The following is a 14,942-nucleotide window of genomic DNA, read 5'->3' as shown; positions in this document are numbered from 1 at the left end:
GGCCGAGGGTGGTGGACAGGGTGTCGCGGTCTGAGTGGTGCGGGCCAGACTGGGTGCATTGAGCTGCGCGGTCAGGGTGGGGATTGGGCGCGGCTGGTTCAGCGTGTGGGGGCGGTGGGTTGTGAGTCGCGGTCGCGGAGTGCGGGCTAGCGGACGCCTCGGGGGCGGAACTGGATGCTGATCCTGGGGCCTACCGGTTTGCTGGTCTTGGGGATGGCGTGTTCCCAGGTTCGTTGGCAGGAGCCGCCCATGACGATCAGGTCGCCGTGGCCCAGCGAGCGGCGGATCGTCTCGCCGCCGCCTCGGGGCCGGAGTAAGAGCGGGCGGGGTGCGCCGACGGAGAGGATGGCGACCATGGTGTCCTCGGTGGCGCCCCGGCCCAGGGTGTCGCCGTGCCAGGCGACGCTGTCCTGGCCGTCGCGGTAGTAGCACAGGCCCGCGGTGCGGAAGGGTTCGCCGAGCTCGGCGGCGTAGTGCTGGTTGAGGGCGTCGCGGGCGGCGGTGAGCACCGGGCTGGGCAGGGCGGCGGACTCCGGATAGAAGCAGAGCAGACGGGGGACGTCGACGACGCGGTCGTACATCTGGCGGCGTTCGGCCTGCCAGGGCACCTCGTGGACCAGGTGCTCGAACAGCTCGTCGGCGCCGGTCAGCCAGGCGGGCAGGACGTCGATCCAGGCGCCGTGCGCGAGGTGGGTGCGCTGGGCCTGGGGCAAGGGGGCCAGGCCGGGTTCGGCCTGGTCGAAGAGGGAGGCTTGCAGGGCTGGGGTCATGACTCGAGATTAGCCCGCGATCGAACACGTGTTCTATATTCTTTGGGGGCAATCTTCCATCGTGTGACCATGGTTCGCTGAATCAGGTGGGGTGGTGTTGCGGAGGGTGAGAGCGGCCAGGGCTGCCAGCAGGGCAAACCCCAGTGCGCTGAGTCCCGCCATCGTGGTGACGGCGGTGGTGAAGGCGTCTCTGGCTGCGGAGAGTAAGGGTGCGGCCTCGGGGAGGCGGCCGGCGACGGCCAGGGCGCTCGCGATGCCCTCGCGGGCGGTCTCGGCGGCCTCGGCCGGCAGTCCGGCAGGCAAGGTGAGGGCGTCGCGGTAGACCGCGGTCACCACACTGCCCACCAGCGCCACACCCAGCGCGATCCCCAGCTCGCCGCTGGTCTCCGACAGCGCGGCCGCCGATCCGGCCCGCTCGGCGGGCGCCGCGCCGACGATCAGCTCGGTGCCCAGCGCGGCGGCCAGCCCGAGTCCGATCAGCGAGACCACCAGCCCCGGCAGCAGCACCGACAGCGAAGCCGACCCGTCCAGCCCGGTCAGCCACAGGTACGCCACCGCGCCCACGCCCAGCCCGCTGGCGATCACCAGTCCCGGCCGGACCCGCCGCGCGATCATCGGCGCGGCCATTGACCCGGCCACCATCGCCGTGGCGGGCAGCACCAGCCACAACCCGGCCTGCAAGGGCGTCAGCCCGACCACGGTCTGCAGGTACAGCGTGAAGAACAGGTAGCTGCCGCCCTGGATCACGCCAAAGCCCAGCCACACCACCAGCGCCGAGGAGAAGGTCCGGTTGGCGAACAACCGCAGGTCCAGCACCGGATCGGGCAACCGCCGCTGCCGACGCGCGAAGGCCACGCCGAAGACGAGCCCGGTCACGATCGCCAGCGCGGGGACCACTGCGGGGCCGTTCTTGGCCAGCTCCTTCAGCCCGTACACCACCGGCAGGATCGCGGCCAGCGACAGCCCCACGCTGACCAGGTCGATCCGCCCGGCATCCGGCTTGCGGTACTCCGGCAGCAGCAGCGGCCCGGTCACCAGCAGCACCAGCATCACCGGCACGCCCAGCAGGAACGCCGACCCCCACCAGAACCGCTCCAGCAGCACCCCGCCGATGATCGGCCCGAGCGCGGAGCCGCCCATGAAGCAGCTCATCCACACCGAGATCGCCACCCCGCGCTGCCGGGCATCGGTGAACATGGTGGTCAGCAGCGCCAGCGTGGAGGGCATCAGGGTGGCCCCGGCGATGCCCAGCACACCCCTGGTGATGATCAGCATCTCCGGGCTGGTGGACAGTGCCGCCAGCACCGAGGCCGCGCCGAAGGCGGCCCCGCCGATCAGCAGCAGCTTGCGCCGCCCGATCCGGTCGCCCAGGGTGCCCATGGTCACCAGGAACCCGGCGATCATGAACCCGTAACTGTCCATGATCCACAGCTGCTGGGTGCCGTCCGCGCCGAGATCGCGACTGAGCTGCGGCAACGCCAGGTAGAGCACGCTCATGTCCAGCGCGAGCAGCAGGGTGGGCAGGGCCAGCACGGCCAGCCCGAGCCATTCCCGGCGGCCGGCCCGGCTGGGCGAGGTGGTGGTCATCGTGAGGCCTTCCCGTGTGTGGGTCTCACCGGTTGTGACCCGTCCCGGACGGAAAACTCATCGGTGGCCGATGACTCCCGGCCGGTTTCCGGGTCTGTACTGACAAGCGCTGCGACCGTGGCGCGGACAGGAGGCCGGGCCGCGATGACCGGGACAGGTGGGGGAGCGCTGCTGGGCGGGGTCGAGCTGCTGACGCGCTCGGTCCGGTACGCCATGGGCGGCCTGGACCTGGTGACCCCGGCGAGGCTGAGCTGGCCGACCCCGTGCCGGGACTGGGACGTGCGAGCGCTGCTGCGGCACCTGGAGGACTCGATGGCCGCGCTGGCCGAGGCCGCCGACCTCGGTCAGGTCGCGCTGACCCCGGCCCGCCGCGAGGAACCCGCCGCCGACCTGCTGGACAGCGTCCGGGTGCACGCCGACCGGCTGGTGCGCAGCTGGCGGCGCGCGGAGGGCGGCCCTGACCTGGTCGCGGTGGCCGGCTGTCCGATCACCGCGACGCTGGTGGTCACCACCGGCGCGGTGGAGGTCGCGGCGCACGGCTGGGACCTGGCCGTGGCCTGCGACGGCGACCTGCCGCTGCCGGAGTCCCTGGCCAGGGAGCTGCTGGAGCTGGCGCCGCTGTTCGTCAGCCAGGCCGACCGGCCGCACCGGTTCGGCCCGGTGGTCAGCGAGGGGCCGGACGCGGGCGCGGCGGAGTTCCTGCTCGCCTTCCTCGGCCGCGACCCGGCCTGGCGCGGCCGGTCCCGGTGGAGCGCCTAGGGCGTGTCCTCACAGTCCCGTCTGCGAGAGTCGTGATCGGTTCGGTCGCTGGCGGTGCGGCCGGGACGGCCTCATACCGGACGTATTCGGGCGTTCCGGCCGTGCCGCCAGCGGCCGCACCGGCGCGGCTATCGCGGGCGGGACTGTGAGGACACGCCCTAGGAGGCCTTGGCCTGGTCGAACTCCGCGCGCGCGGCCAGCACCTCGGCCATGTGCTCGCGAGCCCATCGGTCCAGGTAGGACACGGTGTCGGCGAGGCTGTGCCCGAGCGGGGTGAGCGCGTACTCCACCCTGGGCGGCACCTCGGCGTAGGCGGTGCGGGTGAGCATGCCGTCGCGCACCAGGCTGCGCAGCGTCTGGGAGAGCACCTTCTGCGAGATGCCGCTGACCACCTCGCCGATCTGGGTGAACCGCCTCGGCCCCGCGCACAGCGACAGCACGATCAGCACCGTCCACTGGTCGCCGATGCGGTCGAGCAGCTGCCGGGCCGGGCAGTTCCGGTCGGTCGGATCAAAATCCAGCACGTCGACTCCTTTGGTTCCCTTTGGATAGTAACTGACTTCAAAGTCATTACTAACTTTGGGGAAGTATCGGGATCAGTGGCCGGTTGGAGGGGGTGGAAGAGCACCCCACTGCCAAGGAGACAGCAATGACGATCGTGGTGACCGGCGCTACCGGACAGCTCGGCAGGCTCGTGGTCAAGCACCTGCTGACCAAGCTCCCGGCCGAACAGGTGGTCGGCAGCGTCCGCACCCCGGCCAAGGGCGCCGACCTGGGCATCCAGCTGCGCGAGGGCGACTTCGACCGCCCGGAGACCCTGGTCGCGGCCTTCGCCGGCGCGGACAAGCTGCTGATCATCTCCACCGACGGGGAGAGCGCGGCCGAGCGGCTCCGCCAGCACGCCAACGCGATCGAGGCCGCCAAGGCCGCCGGGGTGAAGCACATCCACTACACCTCGCTGACCTCGGCGGACACCGCGACCATCGCACTGGCCCAGACCCACGGGCCCACCGAGGAGCTGATCAAGGCCAGCGGCATCCCGTACACGATCCTGCGCAACAACTGGTACTTCGAGAACGACCTGGGCACCATCGCGGGCGCGCTGGCCACCGGCGTGCTGGCCACCTCCAGCAAGGGCGGGCGGTTCGCCCCGGCCGCGCGCGAGGACTTCGCGCGGGCCGCGGCCGCGGTGCTGACCACCGACGGCCACCAGAACACGACCTATGAGCTGGGCGGGCCGGAGTCCTACAGCTACGCCGACTTCGCCAAGCTGATCGCGGAAGCCTCCGGCAAGGACATCGCCTACGCCGAGGTCACCCCGGAGGAGGCCAGGACCGGGATGCTCGGCGCTGGACTGCCCGCGGGCCTGGTCGAGCTGATCGTCGACTTCTACCGCGCGCTGGGTCAGGGCGAGCTGGACGTGCCGCGCGGGGACCTGGAGAAGCTGATCGGGCAGCCCGCGGTGTCGCTGCGCGAGTTCGTCGCGGACGCGGTGCGCGGCTAGCGGGCTGCCCGCCTGGTCAGCGGCCGTCGACCCTGGTCGCGGTGTCGCCGAAGCAGAACGGGGCCGGTTCGCACTGGGCGATGAACTCGCCGGGGAAGCCCAGCTCGAACGGCGCGGCCGCGGTCAGCCGGTCCAGGGCGTCCTGGGAGAGCACCAGGTCCAGTGCGGCCAGGTTCTCGGTGAGCTGCTCGACCCGGCTCACCCCGACCAGCGGCAGCACCGCCTTGGACCGGCTGCGCAGCCAGGCCAGGGCCACCTGCGCCGGACGCGCGCCCACCTCCTCGGCGACAGTGCGGACGGCCTCGGCGGCGGCGAGCTCGCGCGGGGTGAGCGTGGCCGGGTCGATCCGGGAGGAGCCCGCGGTGGCGGTGAGCTTGCCGGAGGCCAGCGGCGCCCACGCGGTCACGCTCAGCCCGAGCGCCTCGGCCATCGGCAGCAGCTCGCGCTCGATGTCGCGCTGCAACAGGTTGTAGGGCACCTGCAGACCGGCGAAGGGCGTCCAGTCCCGCCACTGCGCCAGGGTGTTCGCCCTGGCCACCACCCAGGCCGGTGCGTCGGAGACGCCGACGTAGCGGATCTTGCCCGCGCGCACCTGGTCGTCGAGGGCGCGCATGGTCTCCTCGACCGGGGTGTGCCGGTCCCACAGGTGCACCCAGTACAGGTCGAGGTAGTCGGTGCGCAGCCGCCGCAGGCTCTGCTCCAGGGAGGCGACGAGGTTCTTGCGGTGGTTGCCGGAGGCGTTCGGGTCGGCGTGGTCGCGGGAGAGGGTGTACTTGGTGCCGAGCACGAACCGGTCGCGCCCGCGCAGGACCTCGCCGAGCAGGGACTCGCCGTCGCCGTAGGCCGAGGCGGTGTCCAACACGTTGCCGCCCGCCTCGGCGTAGGCGTCGATGATGCGGCGCGCCACCGCGGGGTCGTCGAAGACCATGGTGCCCAGCAGGAGCTCGGAGACGCGCAGGCCGGTGTGGCCGAAAAGTCGGTACCGCATGCCGCAAATCCTGCTGTCCGGGGCCTGTGGATGGGAGGCCCTGCCAGGGCCCCTTTCCGCGTAGGGTCGATGCCCATGGACAACGTGCTGGGCGGGTTCCTGCGGGCCCGCCGGGAGTCGGTCACCCCGGCCGAGGCCGGGCTGCCGGCCGGCCCGCGTCGCCGCACGCCCGGACTGCGGCGCGGCGAGCTGGCCGAGCTGGCCGGGATCAGCGTGGAGTACCTGACCCGCCTGGAACGCGGCCGCGACCGGCATCCCTCCGGCCAGGTCCTCGGCGCCCTGGCCGACGCGCTGCGCTTCACCCCGGACGAGCGGGTGCACCTGTACCGGCTGATCAAGGCGGGCACCGGCAACACCTGCGCGCTGGCCGCCGAGCCGCTGGAGTTACGGCCCACCGTGCTCGCCCTGCTGGACCGCCTCGATCCCGCGCCCGCGCTCATCCTCACTCCGTGCGGCGAGGTGGTGGCGGCCACCAAGGGGTTCCGGCGGCTGGCGGACCCGACCGGCCTGCTGGCGGAGGAACCACCCAACCTCACCCGGTTCGTCTTCACCGACCCGCGCGCCCGCGAGCTGTTCCCGGACTGGGAGCAGGTGGCCGACGAGCACGCCGCGCAACTGCGCACCGCGGCCGACCTGGGCGACTACGGGGCGGCGCTGCTGGCCGAGGAACTGGCCATCATGCTCGGCGCCGGGTTCAGCCGCAGGTTCGCCGCCGCGGCGGTGCTGCCCGCGGCCACCGGGGTCCAGCGGTGGACGCATCCGGTGGCGGGCCCGCTGACCATGCCGTACGAGAGCCTGCCGCTGCCGGGGACACCGGAGTGCCGCCTGCTGGTCTACCTCACCGAGGAGGCGCCGGTGTGACCGCCGATCCGCTCGCCCGGCTGGAAGCCAGCCGCGCCAACGAGAAACCCACTCCGCTGCGGCGATATCCGTTGCCGGACAACGGGGTCGAGCTGTTCGTCAAGGACGAGTCGCGGCGACCCAGCGGCAGCCTCAAACACGGCCTCGCTCGCGCCCTGCTCCGGCACGCCCTGCGGCACGGCCGAATCCGCCCCGGCCGGCCGATCGTCGAGGCCACCAGCGGGAACCTGGCCGTCTCGCTCGCCTACTTCGCCCGGTGGCTGGGCATCCCGTTCACCGCCGTGGTGCCCGCCCGCACGAGTCAGGCCAAACTGGCCCGGATCCGGCGGCACGGCGGCGCCTGCCACCTGACCGACCCGCCGCTGGCGGTGTACGAACGCGCCCAGCGGTTGGCGGAGGAGTCCGGCGGCCACCACCTGGACCACCTCAACACCCTGGCCCCTGCCGTTGACGAAGGCGCGGAGCGCGACCTGGCCGCCGAGATCCTGGACGGCCTCGCCGCGGCCGACCGGCCCCCGCCTGCCTGGATCGTGGCCGGGGTCGGCACCGGCGCGACCTCCCGCGTGATCGGCAGGCACCTGCGCCGCACCGGCGCGCCCACCCGCCTGGCCGTGGTCGACCCGGAGAACTCGGCCTACTTCCCCGGCTGGGCCACCGACTGCGCCGACTACGCCACCGGCATGCCCTCGAAGATCGACGGCATCGGCCGCCCCCGGATCGAGCCCCCGTTCGACGGCGAGGTGGTGGACCTGGTCATCCCGGTCCCGGACTCCACCAGCACCGCCGCCGCGCGCGAGCTCCACCAGACCACCGGCCGTCCAGCGGGCGCCAGCACCGGCGCCTGCCTGCACGGGGCCCGGCACCTGGCCGGCCGGATGCGCGAGCGCGGCGAGTCCGGATCCGTGGTGCTGCTGATGGCGGACGGGTGGTGATCACCGCGCGACCTCACTGACCGCCCGCACGATGACCTCCGGCCGCCGCCGGGGAACCAGGCGCGTGGCCGAATCCGGCGCGTGGCTTCGCGGTCACGCCCCGGAACGCCTTCGTGTCCTTTGTGGACTGCGTGAAGCGGCCGATGGCGGCCCGCCGAACCCACCGCCCCGTTCCTGGCTCGTACCACCGCGGTTGCGTTCGAATCGAACATATGTTCGACTCACCCGCATGCGATGGGAAGCGCAACGGGTCGACGCCGAGCAGCCTGCGCTGCTGTCCCTGTCCGGGTTCATCCGCTCGGTGCGCACCCCCGAGTTCGAAGGGGTCACCTTCCACGAGGTCCGCGCCAAGTCGGTGCTCAACCGGGTGCCTGCCGCCTCGTCGATGCCCTTCGCCTGGACGGTCAACCCGTACCGGGGCTGCGCGCACGCCTGCACCTACTGCTTCGCCCGCAACTCGCACACCTACCTCGACCTGGACGCCGGCCGCGACTTCGACAGCCAGGTGATCGTCAAGGTCAACGCGGCCGAGGTGCTGGCCAAGCAGGTTCGCGGGCCGAGGTGGCGGCGGGAGCACGTGGCGATGGGCACCAACACCGATCCGTACCAGCGGGCCGAGGGCCGCTACGAGCTGATGCCGGGCATCATCCGGGCGCTGGCCGACTCCGGCACGCCGCTGTCCATCCTGACCAAGGGCACCGTGCTCGCCCGCGACATCCCGCTGCTCACCGCGGCCGCCAAACAGGTGCCGGTCGGGCTCGGCGTGTCCCTGGCCCTGCTGGACCGCGACCTGCAACGCAGCCTGGAACCCGGCACGCCCAGCCCGCAGGCCCGCCTCGACCTGGTGCGCAGGCTCGCTGACGCGGGACTGTCCTGCGGGGTGTTCATCGCCCCGGTGCTGCCCTGGCTCACCGACGCCTCCGAGCACCTGGACGAGCTGTTGCGCCAGATCGCCGCCGCGGGCGCCAGCGGTGTCACGGTGCTCGCGCTGCACCTGCGACCCGGCACCCGCGAGTGGTTCATGCGATGGCTGGCCAGCGAACATCCCGGCCGGGTCGCGGGCTATCGGCGGATCTACGGTCGCGGCAGCTATGCCGACAAGCGCTACCGGGCCTGGCTCGCCGCACGCGTCGGCCCACTGCTGCGCCGCCACGGCCTGGACGGTCCCCGGGGCCGCGCGGTCGCCGGGGTGCCGGGCGACGAGGAAGCGGTGTGGCCGGAAGGCAGCCTGCCCGAGGGCGCGCCCGTCGCCCCGGTCAACCAGGAACAGCTCACCCTGTTGTAGCCCAAGGGTTGTGGCTCAGGGGGTCATGACCAGGCAGCTGCTGGTGGCGGTCGCGACCAGCTTGCCCGCCGCGTCGGTGACACTGGCCTCCGCGAACGCGATCCGCCGCCCCGGCTTGGTCACCCAGCCCCGCGCCACCAGCTCACCGCTGTCGGCGTGCACGGGTCGCAGGTAGCTGACCTTGATCTCCACCGAGGTGTAGCCCACCCCGGCCGGCAGCGTGCTGTGCACCGCGCACCCGGCCGCGGAGTCCAGCAGGGTGCAGACCAGTCCGCCGTGTACCACTCCGATCCCGTTGTAGGCGGACTCGTCCGGCGTGCAGGCGAAGGTCACCTCGCCCTCGCGCACCGACACCGCCCGGAACCCCATCAGCCCGGCGATCGGCGGCGGCGCCAGCTCACCGTTGACCATCCCGGTCAGGAACTCCAGCCCTGACAAACCCGTGCCGGCCTTGGCCAGTGCCAACGGGTCGTACCAGGTGACCGTCTTGGTCCGGGGCTCGCCCCAGGACGCGGGCGCCAGTTCGCTCATGCGCCAGACCGTAACATCAGAGTTCGCAATCCGAACACAGCTCGTGCGAGAATTCCCGCCGTGACCGTCCCCACTCCCGACGCCACCCCAGCCTCTGGTCCCGCTCGCGCCCCCGATTCCGGCACGGCCCCCGGTTCCTGCCCGGTCCCGGGTACTGGCTCGGCCTTCAGCGCTGGCTCGGTCGCCGGTGCTGGCCCGGTCCCTGGTGCTGGCTCGGCCCCCAGCGTTGGCTCGGTCGTCGCTGCTGGCTCGGCCACTGGTGCTGACGCTGTCGCCGCTGCTGGCGCGGCCCCCCGCGCTGGCGCCGTTCCGCGGACCTGCTCGGTCGCGATGTCCCTCGAGGTCCTGGGCGAACGCTGGTCGATCCTGGTCCTGCGCGAGGTCTTCCTGGGCAACCGCCGCTTCGAGACCATCCGGCAGCACACCGGCGCGCCGCGAGCGATCCTCACCGCCCGCCTGAACACCCTGGTGGACAACGGGATCCTGTCCCGCCACGAATACCGCGACCCGGGTGCGCGGGCCCGCCACGAGTACCGCCTGACCTCCGCGGGTCGCGAGCTTCAGCCCGTCCTGACCGCGCTGATGCAGTGGGGCGACAAGCACCTGGTCGCCCCGGCGTCACCGCCGCTGCGGCTCCGGCATCGCGACTGCGGCGGCACGGTGCGCGCCGTCCTGACCTGCGAGCACGGCCATCAGCTTCCCGACACCGGCTCGGGCCTGGAGCCTGTGCCCGGGGCGCTGTCCGGGGTCCTGCCTGGGGCCGGGGCCGGAGGCACGGAAGGCCGGGGGCGGGGCCAGGGCTGACGACGCCGGGGCAGGGGCTGGGGTCAGGTCCGGTGGCCCAGTCGGCGACGGTTCCGGCCAGTCGGCGACGGTCCGGGGTGGCAGCCGTCGCTCCCGGGCCGGGTGGGGCCGTGGGTCACCTTGCCCCGCCCCCGCCCACTGCTCTCTCTGCGGTAACGAGTCGATCAGAGTGCAAGGTTCCGGGTTGGGGTCGCTCGAACTGGTGAACCTGGAGTCGGGTTTGGGGTTCAGCTTGGGGGGCGGTTCAGTTGCCAGACCACGTCCACGCCGATCTTACCGGGGCTCAGGGGTTCGCGGGGTGGCTCGTGGCGGGCCACTTCGGTGAAGCCGAGGCGTTTGGGGACGGCGGCGCTGCGGGTGTTGGCCAGGTCGTGCCAGATTTGGACGAAAGTGATGTCTGGCAACGTGAACGCGGCGCGGGTGAGGGCGGCGGCGGTCTCGGTGGCGTAGCCGTTGCCGGTGTGGGCCGGGTGTAGCCAGTAGCCGATCTCCAGACCGCCGGGGCCGATTCGGCGTTCCAGGCCGGTGGCGCCGATGAGGTTGCCCGCCCGGGTGATTCCGTAGCTGTACGCGGTGCCGGTCCGCCATCCCTCTTGCACGAAGGTGAGCCAGTTGGTCGCGGTCTCCCGGGTGTATTCCGTTCCCGCCCAAGGCATCCACGGGCGCAGGTGGGGGAGCGCGTCGGCGGCCACGGTCTGCACTTCGTCCACATCGGACAGGTGGAGGCGGCGCAGTACCAGGCGGTCCGTGGTGATCTGCTCGGGTGGGGCGGTCATGGGTGGCATCCTGCCAACTTCCGGCCGGGTGTGCGCGGGAGTTTCACCAGTGGCGGCCGGTGGGCAGCTGGTCCAGCTCGGGGCGGGACAGGTGCAGGACCTGGAAGTGGATGCCTGTCCCGGCCGGGGGTTCGGCGCACCACAGGGTGTAGCGGAGCAGCTCCCAGGTTCGGGGGTCGATGGCCAGGGCGGTGCAGTGCACGCCGGGGGTGGTGGCGTGGGCGGCCAGGTCGGCGACGGCGGAGGTGACCGCGGTGCAGGGTTCGGCGGTGCAGAGGGTGGTGAGCTCGGTGGTCGCGGAGATTGGCGAGTCGGCGTGGGCGGGGCCGTGTTCGAAGGCAAGGCCCAGCCAGTGCTGGACGACGGGGCGGCCGAAGTCGTCGCAGATGCCCTGGAAACCCTTGCCCCACAGGAAGTCGTTCATCCCGGCCGGGGTTCGCCACAGGTAGAACGGCGCGTACTGGTTGATCGGGGAGCCGGCCACGCCGCGTTCCCGGATCAGGTAGGACTTCAGGCCCAGGCCCGGGAACTCGTCCAGCGCGTGTCCCCGGGTGGCCACCCGCTCGCGGATGACGTCCATGTCGTAGTCGGCGGGCAGGGTGATCGCGTAGCGCATCGCGTGCATGGGTCCGTACTGTACATACTACTAGGTACAGAGCGGGAGGGTCAGCGCAGTTCCGGCCAGAGCTCGAGCCAGGGGAGGAGCTGTTCGCGCAGGTCAGGGGAAGTGAGGTGGCGGCGCTGGCGGGCGGCGGCGGCGATCAGGTCTCTGGTCAGCAGCTGGGCGGGCAGGTCGGGGCCGCGGACGCCGGGGTCGGCCCAGCGGGTCTGGGCGGGGGAGAGGGGGGCGGCGGACAGGGCGAGGCGGACGATGTCGTCGGCGGTGGGCAGGGCGCTGGCGGTGGCGGTGGCGGGCCGGGCGTCGTCAGCCAGGGGCGCGGTGCTGGCGAGGGTGGGCGGGGTGGCGTCGAGCGGGGGTGGAGTGCTGCCAGGGGTGGGCGGGGTGCTGCCGGGGGCGGACGGGGCGTTGCCGGGCACGGGCGGAGTGTTGGTCGCGGTGGGCACGGTGCTGCCGGGCGGAGGCGGGGCGCTGGTCGTGATGGCGGCGGTGCTGTCGGGCCGGAGCGGGGCGCTGGTCGCGGTGGGCGCGGCGCTGTTGGTGGCGCGCTGGGTGGCGTTGGCGAGTGGGGACGACGTGTCGCGCAGGTCCTCCAGCCAGTCCAGGGCCACGGCGATGACCGGGGCGGGGCGGCTCAGGGACTCGTGCAGGAACCACCGGAGCAGGGGGGCCTGGGCTGGTTCGAACGGCTTGTCCAGGTCGGACAGGTGGGTGAGCACGCCGTGCCACCAGGCGCTCTGGTCCGGGCCGGTGGGTTCGTGCTCGGTGAGCCAGGCCGCGCGCTCGGGCGGGGACAGGGCCGGGACCGGGGTGAGGGCCTGGCCGAGGGCTTCCCAGCGGGGGCGGTCCAGGTGGGGCAGGGCGGGGGCGGAGCCGATCCGGTAGAGGTCGCCGAAGGCCAGGGTGGGGTAGTCGGGGTCCGGGTCGGGGTGGTGGTTGACCACGAGCACCGTGGCGCCGGAGCTGGGCTGGCGGTACTCGCGGTAGTCCTCGTCGTGGCGGGGCACCTCGACCAGGGGGATGTCGCGTTCGGCCAGTGCGGCTTGCAGGTCGGTGAAGCTGGTGCGGGGGCGGAACTCGCCGTAGCGGGCGCGCAGCATCTCGTTCGGGGTGCACCAGTCGTGCGGGAGCCGGTGCAGTTGCAGCGAGAAGTGGTGGCCGCGCCAGTGGTGGGCCAGGGAGCCGCGCTGCCAGAAGATCTCGGCCAGGCCGTAGTCGCGCCACCAGTTGTGCGCGTCCACGTTCAGGCCGTCGTGGCCCTCGCCGCCGAGCAGGGCGTCGACCTGGGCTGGGCCCCAGTGCCGGTCGATGCCCAGCAGCGTGCCGGTGGCCAGGGCTTCGACGTAACAGTCCAGATCAGTCACTGCGCATTTCTAACAAGCCCGCCGCGCGGCCGAACTCCGGCCACACCCGCAGCCACTCGCCCAGCTCCGCGATGACCGCGGTCTCGCGCAGGAACGGGCGCAGCCGGGCCGCGGTCTCCACCAGCTGCCGGGACCGCAGCAGGGGGCGAACCTCCTCGCCGGGCAGGCCGGGCACGCCCCAGCGCTGGTCGGCCTCGCCCCGGTGCAGCGGCAGGCCGGTGAGCAGGGTGGTGGTCAGCTCGTCGGCGCCGGGCAGCAGCGGGGGCAGCTCCTCGGCGGTGTAGAGGTCCAGGCGGGCGGCGGTCTCGGCGACGCGGCGGGCCAGCTCGGCGGCATCCAGGGCGCCGCGGCGCAGGGCCGCTTCGGCGAACCACAGGTAGAGCGGCACCCAGACCGCTTCGGCGCTTTCCCGCCAGCCGAGCTTGATCGCGAACACGGTCAGCCGGTCGCGCCACCAGTCCGCGTCGGTGGCGTGCTTGTCCAGCCAGCGTTCGCGGGCGGCGGGGCTGGCCTCGGCCAGCTGGTGGAGGGATTGGCGGAGGGCGTCGAAGCGGGGGCGGGGCAGGTTGTGCAGCAGGCCGGGGGCGGAGATGCCGTTGATCGAACCGATCTCCTCCGACGGCGAGGTGACGAACTCCTCCTGGGCGATGATCTCGACCACCACGGCCTGGCTGTCCGGCTGCCAGTAGGAGCGGTGCGCCGGCAGCTCCTGGGGCAGCTCGATGAGGGGGATGTCGCGGCGGTCGAGCTCGGCGCGGAGTTCGGCGAAGGACGGGTTCGGCTCGAACGAGCCGTAGTTCTCACTCAGCAGGGCGGGCGGGTCGGCCCAGCCGATGGCCAGCCGGTGCACCTGGGCACTCAGGTGCACGCCGTGCCACGGGGCGCGGGGGGACTCCCGTTCCCAGAAGTACTCCAGCAGCCCGTAGTCCAGGTTCAGCGCCTCGGTGGAGACCGCTTCGACGTACTCGCGGTTGTCCGCGTCGAACAGCTCGTCCAGCTCGGCCGGGGTCCAGTGCCGGTCGGCGCCGAGCACCGCGCCGGTGGCGACCAGGTCGGCGTAGAAGTCGATATCGCTCATGCCGCGGTCGGGGGCCGGAAGTCGACGGTGGCGATCCGCTCGTCCTTGTAGTCGTCCAGCTCCTCGGTCAGCCAGTGCTCGGCCGGCCGGACCTGGTGGAAGCGGAAAGTTCCCGCAGCGCGGCTGACCGACACGATCGAGCGAACCGGCACCGGCTCGGGCAGCTTCCCGGCCAGCTCGCACACCGCGAAGCCGAGCAGGATGCCCTGGCGCAGCATCAGCCGCTGGTCGCCCTCGTCCACGTCCAGCTCGCTGCCGTCGTCCGGGACCCCGGTGGAGACCGGCAGGTGGTAACCCAGGTGCAGCTTGTTGGCCAGGCACTCCCGGCCGGTCAGGTCCGGACCGGCCGGGATGCCGGAGCCGGCCAGCGCGGCGAAGACCAGCGCGCCGGAGAGCCGGGCCAGGCCGGGTTCGATGACCGCCGTGTGCAGCGAGGCGTGCAGCGGCTCCGTCGGCAGCGCGCTGGCGCGCGGGCCGGGACCGCGCAGCGCGGCCACCGCGTTCTGGTTGAGCGCAACGGTGATCACCCGTGCAGTGTGCGCCACGACGGGCCCGCGCGGCAGGCCGGACCCGTCGTAGCGTGCGCATCGTTACTGCTGGCCCCAGCCGCCTTGCACCATGGTCTGGAACAGCCAGCGCCCGCCGACGCGCACCAGCAGGTCGCCGTAGCGCACGGTCTGGGTGTGCCCTTCCACGGTGAAGGTGGAGTCGGTGGTCACGAACACCAGCTCCCGGCTGACGAAGTGCGGCGTGCGCACCGACTTCATCTCGATGTCGTGGCCGCCGCCGAGGATCTCGGTCCAGCGCTCGACGAAGACCTCCCGGGTCCACGAAGCGGCCGAGGCGTTGCCCTCGGCATCGGTGCTGATCACGTTGATCGGGAACAGCGCCATGTCGGCCATCCGCTGGATCTCGCCCGCGCCCGCGGCGGCGTCGTAGTCGGCGAACCAGGCGAGCACGCTTTCGACGTCCTCGCTGGCAGGGACGAAACCGGCGCCGTCGGTGGGCAGAACGGGGGTGTGGGTCAAGGTGGCTCCTTCTTCTCGCGCTGAGCTGCGGGCGCGCGGCCACGCCAGCAGTTCGT

The 14,942-nt window shown here is 72.6% G+C and carries 17 protein-coding genes; 6 read left to right on the top strand and 11 right to left on the bottom strand.

Annotated features, from left to right (window positions below; genetic code table 11):
* Positions 1–146 precede the first annotated feature (146 nt).
* Together M8C13_RS23215 and M8C13_RS23210 are read right to left on the bottom strand one after the other, a co-directional pair.
* Positions 147–770, bottom strand: coding sequence for an alpha-ketoglutarate-dependent dioxygenase AlkB (locus M8C13_RS23215; protein ID WP_252482777.1), 624 nt, complete (start codon positions 768–770; stop codon positions 147–149).
* Positions 771–803: 33 nt separating this feature from the next.
* Complete coding sequence (locus M8C13_RS23210; protein WP_252482776.1) at positions 804–2,357, bottom strand: MFS transporter; 1,554 nt, start codon at positions 2,355–2,357, stop codon at positions 804–806.
* 144 nt (positions 2,358–2,501) lie between these two features.
* On the opposite strand from M8C13_RS23210, the gene M8C13_RS23205 reads away from it, so the two are divergent.
* The gene (locus M8C13_RS23205) at positions 2,502–3,116 is read left to right on the top strand and encodes a TIGR03086 family metal-binding protein (RefSeq protein ID WP_252482775.1); all 615 of its coding nucleotides are present in this window, start codon (positions 2,502–2,504) and stop codon (positions 3,114–3,116) included.
* A 158-nt stretch (positions 3,117–3,274) separates the two neighbouring features.
* Here M8C13_RS23205 and M8C13_RS23200 read toward each other — a convergent pair whose 3' ends face one another.
* Positions 3,275–3,637, bottom strand: coding sequence for a helix-turn-helix domain-containing protein (locus tag M8C13_RS23200; protein ID WP_252482880.1), 363 nt, complete (start codon positions 3,635–3,637; stop codon positions 3,275–3,277).
* 128 nt (positions 3,638–3,765) lie between these two features.
* On the opposite strand from M8C13_RS23200, the gene M8C13_RS23195 reads away from it, so the two are divergent.
* Entirely contained in the window at positions 3,766–4,620 is an 855-nt protein-coding gene (locus M8C13_RS23195; RefSeq protein WP_252482774.1) for an SDR family oxidoreductase, read from the top strand.
* 16 nt (positions 4,621–4,636) lie between these two features.
* Here M8C13_RS23195 and M8C13_RS23190 read toward each other — a convergent pair whose 3' ends face one another.
* Positions 4,637–5,608, bottom strand: a complete 972-nt coding sequence (locus M8C13_RS23190; protein ID WP_252482773.1) for an aldo/keto reductase — start codon at positions 5,606–5,608, stop codon at positions 4,637–4,639.
* A 75-nt stretch (positions 5,609–5,683) separates the two neighbouring features.
* On the opposite strand from M8C13_RS23190, the gene M8C13_RS23185 reads away from it, so the two are divergent.
* From M8C13_RS23185 to M8C13_RS23175, 3 genes are all read left to right on the top strand, one after another.
* Positions 5,684–6,469, top strand: a complete 786-nt coding sequence (locus M8C13_RS23185; protein ID WP_252482772.1) for a helix-turn-helix domain-containing protein — start codon at positions 5,684–5,686, stop codon at positions 6,467–6,469.
* Positions 6,466–7,401: a PLP-dependent cysteine synthase family protein gene (locus M8C13_RS23180; RefSeq protein ID WP_252482771.1), complete on the top strand. Its 936-nt coding sequence runs from the start codon at positions 6,466–6,468 to the stop codon at positions 7,399–7,401. Before M8C13_RS23185 ends, M8C13_RS23180 begins: the two co-directional genes overlap by 4 nt.
* Before the next feature lie 229 nt (positions 7,402–7,630).
* On the top strand, positions 7,631–8,686 hold the full coding sequence (locus M8C13_RS23175) for an Rv2578c family radical SAM protein (protein ID WP_252482770.1): 1,056 nt from the start codon (positions 7,631–7,633) through the stop codon (positions 8,684–8,686).
* Between the two features lie 15 nt (positions 8,687–8,701).
* Here M8C13_RS23175 and M8C13_RS23170 read toward each other — a convergent pair whose 3' ends face one another.
* Positions 8,702–9,217: a PaaI family thioesterase gene (locus M8C13_RS23170; protein ID WP_252482769.1), complete on the bottom strand. Its 516-nt coding sequence runs from the start codon at positions 9,215–9,217 to the stop codon at positions 8,702–8,704.
* Between the two features lie 330 nt (positions 9,218–9,547).
* On the opposite strand from M8C13_RS23170, the gene M8C13_RS23165 reads away from it, so the two are divergent.
* Positions 9,548–10,021 carry a helix-turn-helix domain-containing protein gene (locus M8C13_RS23165; RefSeq protein WP_252482768.1) on the top strand — a complete coding sequence of 158 codons (474 nt, stop codon included), beginning with the start codon at positions 9,548–9,550 and terminating at the stop codon, positions 10,019–10,021.
* A gap of 227 nt (positions 10,022–10,248) precedes the next feature.
* On the opposite strand, the gene M8C13_RS23160 is transcribed toward M8C13_RS23165, so the two are convergent.
* The 6 genes from M8C13_RS23160 to M8C13_RS23135 all read right to left on the bottom strand — a co-directional run bounded on the left by M8C13_RS23160 (position 10,249) and on the right by M8C13_RS23135 (position 14,886).
* Positions 10,249–10,797, bottom strand: a complete 549-nt coding sequence (locus M8C13_RS23160) for a GNAT family N-acetyltransferase (protein ID WP_252482767.1) — start codon at positions 10,795–10,797, stop codon at positions 10,249–10,251.
* Positions 10,798–10,840: 43 nt separating this feature from the next.
* Positions 10,841–11,422: a DUF4865 family protein gene (locus tag M8C13_RS23155; RefSeq protein ID WP_252482766.1), complete on the bottom strand. Its 582-nt coding sequence runs from the start codon at positions 11,420–11,422 to the stop codon at positions 10,841–10,843.
* 41 nt (positions 11,423–11,463) lie between these two features.
* On the bottom strand, positions 11,464–12,780 hold the full coding sequence (locus tag M8C13_RS23150; protein WP_252482765.1) for a hypothetical protein: 1,317 nt from the start codon (positions 12,778–12,780) through the stop codon (positions 11,464–11,466).
* Positions 12,773–13,858, bottom strand: a complete 1,086-nt coding sequence (locus M8C13_RS23145; protein ID WP_252482764.1) for a hypothetical protein — start codon at positions 13,856–13,858, stop codon at positions 12,773–12,775. The genes M8C13_RS23150 and M8C13_RS23145 overlap by 8 nt, the downstream gene beginning before the upstream one ends.
* Positions 13,855–14,385 carry a hypothetical protein gene (locus M8C13_RS23140; protein WP_252482763.1) on the bottom strand — a complete coding sequence of 177 codons (531 nt, stop codon included), beginning with the start codon at positions 14,383–14,385 and terminating at the stop codon, positions 13,855–13,857. The genes M8C13_RS23145 and M8C13_RS23140 overlap by 4 nt, the downstream gene beginning before the upstream one ends.
* 63 nt (positions 14,386–14,448) lie before the next feature.
* Positions 14,449–14,886 (bottom strand): nuclear transport factor 2 family protein, encoded by a 438-nt coding sequence (locus tag M8C13_RS23135; RefSeq protein WP_252482762.1) that lies wholly within the window; start codon positions 14,884–14,886, stop codon positions 14,449–14,451.
* Between the last annotated feature and the right edge of the window lie 56 nt (positions 14,887–14,942).

Source organism: Crossiella sp. SN42, assembly GCF_023897065.1.
Classification (GTDB): Bacteria; Actinomycetota; Actinomycetes; order Mycobacteriales; family Pseudonocardiaceae; genus Crossiella.
This window is presented reverse-complemented; position numbering and strand designations above follow the sequence as displayed.